The sequence below is a fragment of the Marixanthomonas sp. SCSIO 43207 genome, from assembly GCF_019904255.1.
Lineage (GTDB): Bacteria > Bacteroidota > Bacteroidia > Flavobacteriales > Flavobacteriaceae > Marixanthomonas.
In genome coordinates, this window is the sequence record NZ_CP063203.1 from 1968931 (window position 1) to 1984984 (window position 16054).

A 16054-nucleotide genomic window follows, 5' to 3' on the forward strand; every position below is an offset into this window, starting at 1 on the left:
TTCTTACTTATATTTCAATACTCTTTAATTTAAAAATTCATATATTCCGGCGGCACCTTGTCCTGTACCTACACACATGGTAACCATACCATATTTGCCTTGCATGTTGCGCTTTCTCATCTCGTCAAATAGTTGTACAGATAGTTTTGCTCCGGTACATCCAAGTGGGTGACCTAAAGCGATTGCACCACCGTTAACATTTACTATTTCATCATTAAGGCCTGTTTTTCTAATTACTGCTAGCGATTGCGAAGCAAAGGCTTCATTAAGCTCAACTAAGTCTATTTGATCTAGCTTCATCCCAGCTTGATCCAAAGCTTTAGGAATTGCTTTTACAGGACCAATACCCATAATTCTTGGTTCTACACCTACAGCAGCATAATTTACCATACGTGCGATAGGTTCTAGGTTTAATTCTTTCACCATTTCTTCACTCATAACCATAACAAAAGCAGCGCCATCACTCATTTGTGAAGAATTACCTGCTGTTACACTGCCGCCCTCGGCAAATACTGGGCGTAGTTTTGCGAGTACCTCTTTGTTGGTACCTTTTCTTGGACCTTCGTCTTTGTTTACAGTGTATGTTTTGGTTTCTTTTTTACCAGAATCATTTACAAAAGTTTCTTCAACCTCAATAGGAACTATTTGTTCTTGAAAGCGGTTTTCATCTTGGGCTTTTAATGCTTTCATATGGCTGTTATATGCAAACTCGTCTTGGTCTTCACGAGAAACATTATACTCATTAGCAACAGCTTCTGCCGTTAGTCCCATTCCCCAATAATAATCTTCATGACCTTCTTTGGCTAGTTTATAATCTGGTACGGGTTTGTATCCTCCCATAGGTATGTAGCTCATACTCTCAGCACCACCTGCAATGATACAATCTGCCATACCACTTTGTATTTTTGCAGATGCCATTGCAATGGTTTCAACACCTGATGCACAATATCTATTAACTGTTACACCTGGGATGTCTTCAATTTTTAATCCCATTAATGAAATTAAACGTCCCATATTTAAACCTTGTTCGGCTTCGGGCATTGCATTACCAACGATTACATCATCAATACGTTTTTTATCAAGTTGCGGAAGTTCATTCATCATATATTGAATGGTTTCTGCAGCGAGTTCATCTGGTCTTTTGAAACGAAACAATCCTCTAGGTGCTTTTCCTACGGCTGTTCTATATGCTTTTACTATATATGCTGTTTTCATATTTTTAAATTTTGTTTATTGGATTTTTAGCTTATTAAACTTTATAAAAGTCTATTATCTAATAATCTAATTTCTCAATGGCTTATTTTTCTGAATCATATGTTGCAACCTTTCCAAAGTTTTACGTTCACCGCAAAGACTTAAGAAAGCCTCTCGTTCTAAGTCTAGAAGGTATTGTTCACTTACTTGTTGAGGTTCGCTCAAGTCACCTCCTGCCATTACCCAAGCAAGTTTATTAGCAATCTTCTTATCGTGTTCACTAATGTAATTACCAGCTTGCATTTGGTCTGTACCTACTAAAAATGCACCTAGAGCTTGCTTACCTAAAACCTTAATATCGGTTCTTTCAATCGGTCTTGTATACCCTTGTTCTGCCATCATCAAAGCAACTTTTTTGGCTTCTTTGATTCTTCTGTTCTTGTTAACAATGATAATATCTTTACCGGGTTTTAAGATGTTGGTATCAAATGCTTCATAAGCTGATGTAGAAACTTTTGCCATTCCTATAGTTAGGAAATGCTCTCTAAGTGTATTAAGCTCGACGTCTCCTTTTTCAAATAAATCTTGAGCTCGAACGGTCATTTCTTTAGAGCCACCACCGCCTGGAATAACACCAACACCAAACTCAACCAACCCAATATAGCTTTCTGCTGAAGCGACTACGCGATCTGCGTGTAACGTCATCTCACAACCACCGCCTAATGTCATTCCGTGGGGCGCTACAACAGTTGGAATTGAAGAGTAACGAAGTCTCATACACGTGTCTTGGAAATATTTAACGGCTGCATTTAATTCGTCATATTCTTGTTCAACAGCCATCATAAAAATCATTCCTACATTGGCACCAACCGAGAAATTTTTCCCTTCATTGGCAATTACAAGCCCGTCATAACTTTTTTCGGCAATATCAATTGCTTTGTTAATTCCTGCAAGTACATCTCCACCAACACTGTTCATTTTACTTCGGAATTCTACATTTAAAATTCCATCACCAAGGTCTTCTACAACAACACCTTTGTTTTTAAAAACTTCTTTGCTTTCTCTAATGTTATCTAGCAGAATGTAAGATTCTTGTCCTGGAATTTTAATGTGAGTTTTTTCAGGGATTCCGTAGTAATAGGTGTTTCCTTCTCTTACGTCATAAAAGCTGTCTACTCCGGTTTCAATCATTTCGTTTACCCAAGCAGCAGGTTCTTTGCCTAAATCTTTTATAAGTTCGATTCCTTTTTTTACCCCAATAGCATCCCAAATTTCAAATGGACCGTGTTCCCAGCCAAATCCGGCTTTCATCGCATCGTCAATTTTGTAAAGTTCATCTGTGATTTCAGGAATACGCTTAGATACATACGCAAACATAGCTCCGAAGTTTTTTCGGTAAAACTCACCGGCTTTATCGTCTCCGTTGATTAATACCTCAAAACGGTCTGCAACAACGTCTATGTCTTTGGTTTTTTTCAGGGTGTCAAAAGAAGCGCGTTTTTTATCGCGATATTCCATTGACTCTAGGTCTAGCGTTAAAATCTCGCTACTACCGTCTTCTTTTTTAATTTTTTTATAAAACCCTTGGCCGCTTTTGCTACCCAACCATTCTTTTTCCATCATTGTATTGATGAAATTAGGCAATTCAAAAATGTCGTGTTCTTCATCATCTGGTACATTTTTATGGATACCGTTTGCTACGTGAACTAGGGTGTCAAGACCAACTACGTCTACCGTACGGAATGTAGCAGATTTTGGGCGACCAATTACCGGTCCGGTTAATTTATCAACCTCTTCAACAGTTAATCCCATTTCTTTTACTTGGTGGAATAAACTTTGAATACCAAATATTCCAATTCGGTTACCTATAAAAGCAGGCGTATCTTTGGCAACGATTGATGTTTTTCCAAGGAATTTTTCTCCGTATTCATTTAAGAAATCAAGAACCTCTTGATCGGTTTTTGGTCCTGGGATGATTTCAAAAAGCTCTAAATAGCGTGGCGGATTAAAAAAGTGTGTTCCGCAGAAATGTTTTTGAAAATCTTCGCTTCTGCCTTCACTCATCATATGAATTGGAATTCCAGATGTATTTGAGGTGATAAGTGTTCCTTCTTTTCTATGTTTTTCAAGGTTTTCAAACACTTGTTTTTTAATATCAAGTCTTTCAACTACAACTTCAATAATCCAATCTACATCAGAAACTTTTGAAATGTCATCTTCAAGGTTTCCTGTTGTTATTCTATTAGCAAAATCTTTATGATAGAGTGGAGCAGGCTTACTTTTAATCGCGTCTTGAAGTGATTGATTTACTATCCTGTTACGCACTTGCTTGTCATCAAGGGTTAAACCTTTCTTTTTTTCTTTATCAGTAAGCTCACGCGGAACAATGTCAAGTAGCAATACCTCTGCGCCAATATTGGCAAAGTGACAGGCAATGCCGCTTCCCATAATTCCGGAACCTATAACGGCTACTTTGTTGATTCTTCTTTTTGACATATTATGCTATTTTTTCGGTATATATTTTTTTTGAATTAATTAATTCTAAAATGGTGTTTGCCACCTTTTTAAATGTTTGTAATTCTTCTTCGGTTATATTTTCTTTTACGGCTTCATCAAAGCGTAGTACAACGTTTTTTGAAAACTCTCTCATCTCTTTGCCAAAGGGAGTTAAATGAATTAAAACACCGCGACCATCTTCTGGATTAGGTTTGCGTTGTATAAGGCCTTTTGCTTCCATGTTTTTTAAAGTACGAGATAGACTTGTTGCTTCCATTCCCATTTTTGGACCTAAAGCAGTTGAAGGGGTTCCTTCTTCTGGATCTATACTTATTAAAGCAAATCCTGTTGCCATTGTACTATCTTTTTTACTGGCTTCTTCGTTATACATTTTTTGTACATTCATCCACGTAGAGCGCAGTATATAATCTATTGTTTTCTCTTTCAAAAAGTAGTTGTTTTATTTTCTGAATATCAAATATAGAAAAATTTATTATGCACGCATAGTAAATAAATGTAAAATTTTTGGGTACTATATGTTAAATGTAATGAGGTTGAGGTTATTTACTTGTAAACTTTAAGAAACTTCATACAAATTTGATTTCATAGCAAAGCGAACGAGTTCGCCAACGGTATTCATACCTAGTTTCTTTTTGATGTTTTTTTTATGTTTTTCTACGGTATGAGAAGATATGTTTAAATATTCACCTGTTTCTTTACTAGTTTTTCCTGAAGCTAGTACTACTAAAATTTCTTTCTCACGCTTGGTGAGTTCTTCAAGTTGTTTGGTGTAATCTGTATTTTCTACAATGCTATCACTTTCTTTTTTATAGTTTAAGTAAGCTAGGTCAATTGTTACTTTTAATTGTAACTCATTGAAAGGCTTTAAAAGATAGGCAAAGGGCATAGTTTTTTTGGCTCGATTTACAATATCTGGAGAATCATAGGCTGTTAAAAATACAACCGGAAGCGTTTTGGTTTTTTTAAATTCGGTAATGATATCAATACCATCTTTATCTTCGTTTAAGTTTATATCACAAAGTATTACATCAAACTCATTAGCTCTATAACGTAACTGCGCTTCTTCATAGTTTCTTGCAATTTGCACTGTTGTGTTGTTTTCTTTTTCTAACAGCAGTTTAATATCTTTTGCAATAATAAACTCATCTTCTATAAGCAGAACTTGTTTCATAAACTTCATTTTGTATTCTTATTACAAGGAATTGTGATGGTATTTTTTACACCGTTTTGTGTTTCGGTAATTATTGTTCCGTTTAATTGATGCACCATTTCGGTAACCATATCAAGACCTAAAGATCCTTTCTTTATGTTTTCTTTATTGTACCCTACGCCATTATCTTTGATACTTAGTTTTATTGTTTTGTTGATTAACGAGCATTCAATTTGTAAAATATTTTCCTTACTGTACGTATTAAAAGCATATTTAAAGGTATTGGTAATTAATTCATTTAAAATGAGACCAATTAGCGTTATATTTACATTGCAGAATGTATTATTCTTAATATCAAATTGAAGTTCAAACGTTAACGAATCTTCATCGGTAAGCGTTTCAATCATGTTTAAGCTGAAATTTTCTACAAACTTTCCTACATCAACTTCATCTGTTTTTGAATTAAGTTGAGCCTGTACGTATGAAATAGCTAATATTCTATTTTTTGCAATGGTTAAAATTTCTTTAGACTTTTTGTGCTCAATAGAATTTGCTTGAATGTTTAATAAACTTGATACAATTTGAAGATTGTTTTTTACGCGATGACTCAATTCTTTCATTAAAAACTCAATGTTATTGCGTTGCTTCAAGGTAGTTTCATTTGAAGCTTCTAAGGCTTTGTTTTTTTGAATTAAATCTTGAGTGCGCTCATAAACCAATTTTTCAAGTTTAATTTTTTCGCGCTTTAACCTTGATGTTTTATAAAAGTAAAGCCCTATAATTAAAAGTATGATACATACAAACAACGAAATTTTAAAAACAGTTGTTTGATACCACGGCGGTATAATGACTAGTGCAACACGCTTTACTTCGTCACCCCAAAGACCGGCATCATTTGTAGCCTTAATATTCAAAGTGTAGTTTCCGGGGTTTAAGTTGGTATATGTAACACTTCTCTTACTTGAAGGCGGACTCCATTGCTTATCAAAATTGTCTAGTTTATATTGATATGAAACCTTTTGAGGGTTTGAATAATTTAAAGCTGTAAAGTTAAAAGTTAATACATTTTCTTCACTTTTAAATTGTAATGTGTCTTTAAAAAGCTCATTACGCTCAATAGGTTTGTTGAAAAGCTCAACCGATTCTAGATATATCTTCGGAAAATGCGGGTTGTCAATTATTTTCTCAGGATTAAATATATTGAAACCGTTAATTCCGCCAAAATAGAACATTCCTTCAGTATCTTTAAAACCAGACTTACCGTTAAACTCATTATCTTGTAAACCGTCTTCTTTTGTATAACTTTTGAAAGTATTGGTTGCAGGGTTTAAAACTGAAAGACCATAATTGGTGCTAAGCCAAATGTGGTTTTTTTTGTCAATTAAAATAGTGTAAACAAAATCATTACTAAATCCTTTCTGCTTAAAGTATAACGTTGTGCTTTGAGTTTTAGGGTTTAATTTTGTAAGTCCAGAACTTGTGCCAATCCAGATGTTTCCTTGCTGGTCTTCTTTGAGAGCAAAAACGCGATCGTTTGTCAGTTCACTTTTTTCTGAATCACTTTGAGTATAAACTGTAGCGGTTCTATTTTCCGAAACTTTATATAAACCTTGATCGGTACCTAACCACAAATTATTTTCTGAATCGTGTAAATACACTCTAACTCTGTTTAATTGTTCTCCATTTATAAGAATAGGAGTAAAGGTTTCTTTAACGGTATCAAACTCGGTAATTCCTCCAGCCCAAGTGCAAAGCCACAACTTTGAATTATTTCTAGGAATTATTGTCAATACTTCATTATCTGGCAAACCATTTTGAGTGTCGGTAGAAAGCCACTGTGAAAACTGATCTGTTTTTGGGTTGTACTTCATCAGTCCATCATAAATACCTCCTGCCCAGAGCGTACCTGTGTCATCTTCAGCAAAACAATATGTAATACCATTTTTACCAGTGCTATATCGCTTAAAAGTTTTTGTAGTAAGGTTATAAGCAAGAGTTCCTTTGGTGCTTCCAATCCATAGAATAGAATCATTTCGTTTAAAAAAAGGAAAAACACTTATGCGTTGATCATCTTCACTATTAGAAATTTTAACTTGAACGGTTTCAAACTTTTTCTGAAATTTATTCAAGTAAAAAACACCTTCACCCGCTGTTCCTAGCCAAAGATTTCCTTTATCATCTTTCACTATTTTTTCAATGACAATGTTTTCATAGGTATTGTTCAGTTTATCTTCAAAGATAATTTTTGAAGTTTTTTCTGTTTTTAAATTAAAACAAAACATACCTTGGTGAGTAGCAACCAAAAGTTCTTCGTTATCTAGTAAAAAAAGCGTGTTGATTGCCGGTGTTTCTGAAACAATATTGATCTTGTTTGAGCTTAAAAGGTATTCATAAAGTCCTTTTTCTGAACTTATAAATAACGAATTACCCTTTTTTATAAACGCTGAAGCCGAGGAAGGATTAAAAAAAGGTAAACGTTTAAGTTGCCCGTCAACTATATTAAACTCTAAAATACCTGATGTTCTAGTTGCAAGCCAGTAAGTGTTTTTTGAAACCTTAATAACATCTTCAACAAAATTTTCTCTTTGATTCTCGGGTAACTTAAAAATTTGTTTGTTTCCGTCTTTTCTGTTGAATAAAATAAAATGATTTCTTGTTGAAAAAAGGAGGTGTGGAGCGTCAAGTTTTAAAATTTTATACGCTATTTGAAGGTCGTTTTTTTTTAAACTCTTTGTGGTTTCAAAAAACTTATTTTCTGAAAAACGATACCCAGAAACTCCTTTTGAATTGGTTGCAATCCATAAGGTATCACCTATTGCTAGTAAACCTCTTATGTGATCGTCAATAAGAGTAGTGCTGTCTTTTGCGTGAGCTACAAAAGGCTTAAACTCATAACCATTAAATCTATGTAAACCATCTTCTGTGCCCACCCAAAGAAAACCTAGGGAGTCTTGGGATAATGCTTGTGCGTTTAATTGTAATAAACCCTTGTTTTGCCCTAGTTTATTTATCTTAAAGGTTTTAGTTTCTTGACTATAAACCTTTGCAAAAATCACTACAAAGCCAACCAATATTATTTTGGAAAAATATTTTATCACTTTGTAAGAGGAGAAGTAAGTTATAGTATGTTTTTTGGGATTAGTGTTTAATTACGGTCATAGATTTTTTCATAAAGATCTTTGTATTTTTCTTGTATAACTTTACGTTTCATTTTCATAGTAGGAGTAAGGTGTCCTTCTTCAATGCTCCAAATGTCTGGTGTAAGTTCAAACTTTTTTACCTTTTCCCATTTACCGTATCGTTCATTATAAAAGTCAACTTCTTCTTGTATGCGTTCTATAACTTTTTCGTCTTTAACAATTTCGTTAGGATCTTCAGAAATAGTTCTACCTTTTTTTGCAGCCCATTCTTTTATAAACTCAAAATCTGGTTGTATTAATGCAGCAGGCATTTTTTCTCCTTCTCCTACAACCAAAATCTGTTCAATAAAACGAGATTGTTTCATGTCATTTTCTATTAACTGAGGAGCAACATATTTACCACCACTGGTTTTAAACATTGATTTTTTACGATCGGTAATTTTTAAAAAACCATCTTTATCAACTTCTCCTATGTCACCGGTATGAAAATATCCATCGACGAGAACTTCTTCTGTTTTTTCTTTGTCTTTATAATAGCCACACATAACTTGTGGACCTTTTATTAATATTTCTCCGTCATCAGCAATTTTAACTTCGGTTTCTCTTAAAGGTTTTCCTACTGTTCCTATCTTAAAACCTTTATCACGCATATCATTTACAGCAACTACGGGTGAGGTTTCGGTTAAACCATATCCTTCCATTACCGGAATTTCTGCTGCATTAAAAACTCGAGCCAAACGTGGTTGCAAAGCAGCGCTACCACTAGCAATTGCTTCAAGTTTACCGCCCAAAGCTTCTTGCCATTTGCTAAAGATTAATTTACGAGCTAAGCTAAGTTTGGTTTCATACCACCATCCGTTTTCACCGTATGGTTCGTATTCAAGACCTAATTCAATAGCCCAATAAAACAGTTTCTTTTTTATGCCAGTTAATTCGGCTCCTTTTGCATAAATTTTATCATATACTTTTTCTAAAAGTCTAGGTACTGCACTCATTACGTGTGGTTGTACTTCTTTTAAATTGTCGCTAATAGTCTCTAATGACTCTGCAAAATGAATTTCAACTCCTGCATATTGATACATATACAATAGCATTCGTTCATAAATGTGACATACCGGAAGAAAGCTTAGAGCTTTAGATTTTCCTAATTCAATAGGTAAGCGTTCGGCACTATATTTTGCGTTGCTTGCAATATTTTTATGAGAAAGCATAACACCCTTAGGTCGTCCTGTTGTACCAGATGTATATATTAACGTTGCTAGGTCGTCTTCAGTAATGGCTTCTTTTCTTTTTTCTACTTCATCTTGATTGCTGTCGTCTTTACCCTTTTCTAAAACTTCTTTCCAATTTTTACAGCCTTCAATTTCATCAAAACTATAGATTTCTTTTAAAGAAGGTACGTTGTTTTTAATACTAGCAACTTTATCAAAAACCTCTTTACAAGAAACAAAAACGTACTTACACTCACTGTGATTGAGAACATATTCATACTCATCTTCAGAAATAGTTGGGTAAATAGGAACATCTTGAGCTCCTGTTTGCATAATACCTATATCACAAATATTCCATTCTGTACGGTTGGTCATTGATATGATAGCAATTTTATCATTAGGCTCAATTTCCATTCGTAGCAACGCACGACTTAATGTATTTGCTTTGTCAATATACTCTTGTATTGATGTAGCTTCCCAAGTTCCATTGTATTTTGTAACCAATGCTTTTTGTTGTGGATGTTTTTCCAGTTGATAATATGGGAAGTCAAATAGTCTTTTAGGGTCTGTCATAATTAAGTATGTCTAGTATAGGTGCAAAATAGTAAAACTATTTATAAAAAAAATGGAGCAACCTTAAATTTGTTGCTCCATTAAAATTAATGAATATTTTTTAAAATTTAATTATTGCTTCAAAATTTTAAATGTTTGTGAGTTGTTTTCAGAAGTTAATTTTAAAATATAAACTCCAGATGCAAACTTAGTATAATCTATAATTTGTGAGCCTTTATTATCTTTTGAATTGAATACTTGTTGTCCTTGTAGTGTGAAAATTTCGGCTGAGTAATTAGTCAATATTATTTTAATGTGTAGTTGATTTTCAACAGGGTTTGGATAAATTTTAAATTGATTTTCTGAAATTTCTGAAACACTTAAGCCCGAATCTGTTACTACATTTATAGTTAAATCATCAAAATAAAAGCCATCTTCTGTCACACCACCATCAGATTGAAATTGAAAACGAATCAATATAGTTTGTCCCAAGTAATCGCTCAGATTTATTTCTTCCAAAACCCAATCGTTTTGAGAGCCGTCATATAAAGGTTCTCCGGTTGGTTGTCCGCTGTTAGTGCTTCCGGCATTTGTGAATTTTCCACATTGTGGTATCCAAGTAGAACCATTATTGGTTGATACTTCAAACTGGGTATAGTCCCAATTATTTTCTATATCCCATTTTGCATAAAAAGTTACGTTTGCGCCAATGGCGTCTGTTAAGTCTACAGCGTTACTTAAAGTTATTGTTTTATTACTGTTGTCTTGATAGTTTCCGTTAGGTGAATCTGTAATAGAACTTGAAGGTGATACAAACGATGCGGTTGTCGTTCCCCATCCGTTATTATCAAAGTGAGTAGTGACACTATCACCAGCATCTTCAAAAATAGGTTCTAATTCGCCAAACTGTTTGGTTACTCGTATAGCGGTATCGTAACTTCCGTTGTTTACTATTAAGTCATATACAACGTCATCGCCTGCTTGCACATCATTTGTAAGAGTGTATTCAATACTTCCGGTATCTTCGTCTAGAAGTTGAAGATTGGTATAGCTTACCGGGTTGCCTGCTGAAGCTATATTTGCTGAAACAGGGTTAAGGCTTACAGTAAAGTTTCCGTTGCCATTTATGCCTAATCTTTTAATATTGAATTCTGCATTATTGATTGCAGAATTCCCTGTAAATGATGGGGTGATGTCTGTTACTTCGGCATAATTGTTTACCATTTTTGCAGAGGTAAGATTTAAATACATCATTCCTTTTGAAAGAGGTATAATTTGATTGCTTGGTGGCCAAAACTCTGGACCAATCTCTGGAGTCATGGCGTATATTTTATCGTGCGTATTAACGGTTCCGTACATAAAGTCATCACTATCACCGGCAGCAGGATATAAGTCTGATGATAAAATATTATCAAATCCATTACGTGAAACTAACTCTTCTGAAATTCCTACAAAAAGATCGTTTTCTGCTGTAGGAGCATTTTCAGTATATCCGTATGGATATAATAATAAATCACCGTGCGTGTGATTATTTAATGCCATCACAAAGTTGTGATTTTCAACGAAAAATTTCATCGCTTGAGTTTCTACTTCCGAAAAAGGAGCCGGACCGTGGTAAGTTGGGTCATTTGTATTTGATGAAGCACCTTGACCTCCCCAAGTTCCATTATTTGGGTTGCCGTCAATGTAATACTCATAGTTGCGGTTTAAGTCTATACCATAAGTATTGTTTCGGTTTTTACGCCAAAAACCTCCTCCATTTGGATCTGTTTTTTCGTTATATAGATAACCATCTGGGTTAATTACCGGTACAAAATACAATTCTGTATTATTCACAATGCTTTGTATTTCTGGATCTGAATCATAATTTTCTAACAAATACCACATATAAAAAACCAACTGTGATAACGAGACAGGTTCTCGAGCGTGGTGTATTGCAGTATATAAAATTTGAGGTTCGCCCTCTGAAGTATTTTCAGGATTGTCACTTATTTTGACCCATTTAATACCATTACCTCCTATGGATGGTGTAGTTGAGTTATCTGGAGTTCCTTCGGTTAAAAATGAACCAATGTTTTCTTTTTCGGTAATTAAATCTGGGTATTGAGCACGCATGGCATCTAGTTCATCCAATAACTCTTGATAGGTTAAATACCCGCCCATTGAGCCTAAATCAAAATTGGAAGGAGTTTGGTAATTTTCAGTATCATCATCGCAACTAGGATTGTTGATTGGCGCTTGTAGTTGATTGCGTTGTAAAAAATATTGCTTACTATCTTCAATTAAAACTTCAACTTTATAACCTGCATTTCTAGCTTGTGTTAATTCAGAAACTGAGAAATCTGAAATAATAAAGTGGCCTATTTTGTGAGTTCCATGCTCTACCGGAATACCCAATGAAGCCAATTTTGATAAATCTTCAGTAGTAGAATAGTTGATTTTTGCTCGTTGGTATTTTTCTTGTACTTCTTGTGCATACACAAATGAAGTGGTTACCAATAAAAAGAGGAGTAATAATTGTTTCATAATGTATTTTAATTTTTTGTACTCTTAAAACGACTTGAAAAACAACATATTGCAATTAGTGTTTTTCTAACCATTTTCTAGCATTAACAAAAGCTTCTAACCAAGGAGAAACTTCATCGTTACGATTTTTTGGATAATGTGCCCAGTTCCAAGGGAAAGTAGAACGTTCTAAGTGAGGCATCATAACAAGGTGTCTTCCGGTTTCATCGGTCATCATAGCGGTGTTAAAATCACTTCCGTTAGGATTTGCCGGAAAGGTTTCATACCCATATTTTCCTACAATATTGTAATTTTCTTCAGAGAGTGGGAAGCTAAACTTTCCTTCACCGTGTGCAGCCCAAATACCCAATGTACTTCCGGCTAAAGAAGATAACATTACAGAATTATTTTCTTGTATAGTAACCGAGGTAAAATTACATTCAAATTTTCCGCTATCATTATGAAGCATTTTTGGTTTTTGGTCATGATGAGGTGTTAATAGACCAAGCTCAACAAATAGTTGACAACCATTACAAACTCCTAATGAAAGCGTGTCGTCTTTTGCAAAAAAGTTTTTTAAAGCTTTATTGGCCTTGTCGTTATATAAAAACGCACCAGCCCAGCCTTTTGCACTTCCTAAAACATCACTGTTTGAAAAACCACCTACAGCGGCTATAAATTTAATATCTTCAAGTGTTTCACGACCCTCAATTAAATCGGTCATATGAACGTCTTTAACATCAAAACCGGCTAGGTACATAGCATTGGCCATTTCCCGTTCACTGTTGCTTCCTTTTTCACGAAGAATAGCAGCTTTGATACGAGGTTTTTCTGAAGAAATTTGTGGTAAGCTACCTTCAAACTGCTTTGGAAACGTAAATTGAAGCGGCTGTTTTTTATAATTATGAAAACGCTCTTCGGCTTTAATTTTTCCGCTTTGTTTTTCATCCAATAAATGAGAGGTTGTGTACCAAACGTCTCGCATTTTTGGAATTTCAAAACTCAATGGATTATCATTAAATTGAATAGTTAGTTTTTCAGAAGCAGTAACCGTTCCTATTTTTTTGAATCCAATATTTGCTGAAGTGAAAGCCTCTTCAATAGCATTGTCTTCTGAAGCTTGAACAACAACGCCACAATTTTCAGAGAATAATATTTTCACGATATCATCTCCCAAGTCTGAAAGATTTAAATTTGCCCCTAAATTAGTTTCAGCAAAACACATTTCCAATAACGTAGTAATTAATCCTCCTGAAGCTACATCGTGACCTGCTGCAATGTTTCCTTCAGAAATTAAATTTTGGAGGGTGTTAAAAACAGTTTTTACATAGGCTGCACTTTTAACGCTTGGCACTTCATTACCTACTGTGTTTAATATTTGAGCAAATGACGATCCTCCTAGTTTAAAATCATCTTGTGAAATATTGATATAGTAGAGGCTTCCGGCATTTTTTTGAAGGACCGGCTCTACGGTCTTTTTAATATCTTTACAATGACCAGCAGCCGATATAATCACAGTTCCTGGAGAAATTACTTCCTCGTTTTTATATTTCTGCTTCATAGAAAGCGAATCTTTACCCGTAGGAACATTGATACCTAAATCAATAGCAAATTCTGAAACACCTTGAACGGCTTGATATAGACGAGCATCTTCACCTTCATTGTTACACGGCCACATCCAGTTTGCAGAAAGTGATACACTTTTTAAACCTTCTTCAAGAGGAGCCCAAACGATGTTGGTAAGCGCTTCGGTGATTGAGTTTCTAGAGCCTGCTACTGGATCAACTAATCCAGAAACAGGTGAGTGGCCAATAGAGGTTGCCACTCCATCTTTACCGTTATAATCTAGAGCCATTACGCCACAATTATTTAATGGCAATTGTAAAGGTCCTGCACATTGTTGTTTGGCAACACGCCCTGTAACACAACGGTCAACTTTATTGGTTAACCAGTCCTTACATCCAACAGCCTCCAGCTGTAAAAGTTGCTCAACATATTCTTGAATATGTGCAGAAATGTATTCAGGGTTTTTATAGTTTCTTATGACTGTTTTATCTTTTAAAACAGTTTTAGGAGAACTACCAAACATATCTGCTAGTTCAAAATCCATTGGTTTTTCACCTGTGGTTTTACTTTCAAAAGTAAATCGGTGATCTCCTGTAACATCACCAACTTCATACATAGGAGAACGCTCTCTATCTGAAACGCGTTTCAGTTTTTCAATATCTTGATCCCCAATTACAAGCCCCATGCGTTCTTGTGATTCGTTACCTATAATTTCTTTTGCTGAAAGGGTAGGGTCGCCAACAGGAAGTTTATCTAGATCAATTGCTCCACCTGTTTCTTCAACCAACTCACTTAAACAATTTAAGTGACCACCGGCTCCATGATCGTGAATAGAAACAATAGGGTTGGTTTCACTTTCTACCATTCCGCGAACGGCATTTGCAGCTCTTTTTTGCATTTCGGGATTGCTTCGTTGAATCGCATTAAGTTCAATACCGCTTTCAAACTCACCCGTATCTGCAGAAGAAACAGCAGCTCCTCCCATACCAATACGATAATTTTCGCCCCCGAGAATCACAATTTTATCTCCTTTTTTAGGTATATCTTTTAAAGCTTGATTTGCTTTTCCGTAGCCTACACCTCCGGCAAGCATAATTACTTTGTCAAAGCCAAGCTTGCGGGCTTCTTCTTCATGTTCAAAAGTAAAAACAGAGCCTGCGATTAAAGGTTGCCCAAATTTGTTTCCAAAATCTGAAGCACCGTTACTGGCCTTTATAAGAATATCTAATGGAGTTTGATATAACCAGTCGCGTTCTTCCATGGCTTTCTCCCAAGGTCGAGCGTCATTTAATCGAGAATATGACGTCATATACACAGCTGTTCCTGCCAAAGGTAAAGAGCCTTTTCCGCCGGCAAGACGGTCTCTTATCTCACCACCGCTTCCGGTTGCAGCACCGTTAAATGGCTCAACAGTTGTTGGGAAATTGTGTGTTTCAGCTTTTAGAGAGATAACACTTTCAAATTCAGAATTTTTATAAAAATCAGGTTTATCTGGTGAAAGCGGTGCAAATTGAACAGCTTTTGGACCTTTAATGAAAGCAACATTGTCTTTGTAAGCTGAAACAATGCTATTTGGATTTTCTTCTGAAGTTTTTTTAATCATTTTAAAAAGAGAAGAAGGCATCTCTTTTCCGTCAATTTCAAATGTTCCATTAAAAATTTTGTGACGGCAGTGCTCACTATTTACTTGGCTAAAACCAAATACTTCACTATCGGTTAATTTTCGATTAAGTTTGGTTGAAAGATTTTCAAGGTAAGCTACCTCTTCTTTGTTGAGTGCTAGTCCCTCGGCCTCGTTAAAAGCAGCAATATCATCAATGTTTTTTATTGCCTCTGGCTCAATATTTATTATAAAAGTTTCTTGAGTAAGGTTGTTGTATTTTTGAAACAACATAGGATCATAGTCTGTAAAATCATCCTCAACTTTTTTAAATTCTTCAATACGAGTGATGCCTTCAATACCCATATTTTGAGTGATTTCCATAGCATTGGTGCTCCAAGGAGTAATCATTGCTGCTCTTGGACCAATGAATGAACCATTAACTTGTTGCTGGGGTTTTGAAGATTCTTGAGTCGCAAAAAGCCATTGTAGTTTTTTAATGTCCTGCTCTGAAAATTCATTGTTTGTTTGTACTGCAAAAATAGCGTGAGTTGAAGCTGAAAAATAGTGAATCATATTGCCGTTATGTTGTTCAGTTTTAGAAAGCACAAATTTACAG

Annotated in this window: 8 protein-coding genes; all 8 read right to left on the reverse strand. The window is 35.0% G+C overall.

All coding sequences use genetic code 11. From position 1 onward, the window contains the following. Positions 1-24: 24 nt before the first annotated feature. On the reverse strand, positions 25-1215 hold the full coding sequence (locus tag INR76_RS09240; RefSeq protein WP_223107618.1) for an acetyl-CoA C-acyltransferase: 1191 nt from the start codon (positions 1213-1215) through the stop codon (positions 25-27). Positions 1216-1281: 66 nt separating this feature from the next. Further along, positions 1282-3690 carry a 3-hydroxyacyl-CoA dehydrogenase/enoyl-CoA hydratase family protein gene (locus tag INR76_RS09245; RefSeq protein WP_223107619.1) on the reverse strand — a complete coding sequence of 803 codons (2409 nt, stop codon included), beginning with the start codon at positions 3688-3690 and terminating at the stop codon, positions 1282-1284. 1 nt (position 3691) lies between these two features. After that, the gene (locus tag INR76_RS09250; RefSeq protein WP_223107620.1) at positions 3692-4138 is read right to left on the reverse strand and encodes a MarR family winged helix-turn-helix transcriptional regulator; all 447 of its coding nucleotides are present in this window, start codon (positions 4136-4138) and stop codon (positions 3692-3694) included. A gap of 129 nt (positions 4139-4267) precedes the next feature. Beyond that, a complete protein-coding gene (locus tag INR76_RS09255) occupies positions 4268-4882 on the reverse strand; it encodes a response regulator (RefSeq protein ID WP_223107621.1) in 615 nt (204 codons plus the stop codon). Between the two features lie 5 nt (positions 4883-4887). Beyond that, positions 4888-7959, reverse strand: coding sequence for a two-component regulator propeller domain-containing protein (locus tag INR76_RS09260; RefSeq protein ID WP_223107622.1), 3072 nt, complete (start codon positions 7957-7959; stop codon positions 4888-4890). Positions 7960-8006: 47 nt separating this feature from the next. Beyond that, positions 8007-9785 (reverse strand): long-chain fatty acid--CoA ligase, encoded by a 1779-nt coding sequence (locus INR76_RS09265; RefSeq protein WP_223107623.1) that lies wholly within the window; start codon positions 9783-9785, stop codon positions 8007-8009. A gap of 111 nt (positions 9786-9896) precedes the next feature. Continuing rightward, positions 9897-12290 (reverse strand): M14 family metallopeptidase, encoded by a 2394-nt coding sequence (locus INR76_RS09270; RefSeq protein ID WP_223107624.1) that lies wholly within the window; start codon positions 12288-12290, stop codon positions 9897-9899. Between the two features lie 55 nt (positions 12291-12345). Then, positions 12346-16011, reverse strand: coding sequence for a phosphoribosylformylglycinamidine synthase (gene purL, locus INR76_RS09275; protein WP_223107625.1), 3666 nt, complete (start codon positions 16009-16011; stop codon positions 12346-12348). Positions 16012-16054: the final 43 nt, after the last annotated feature.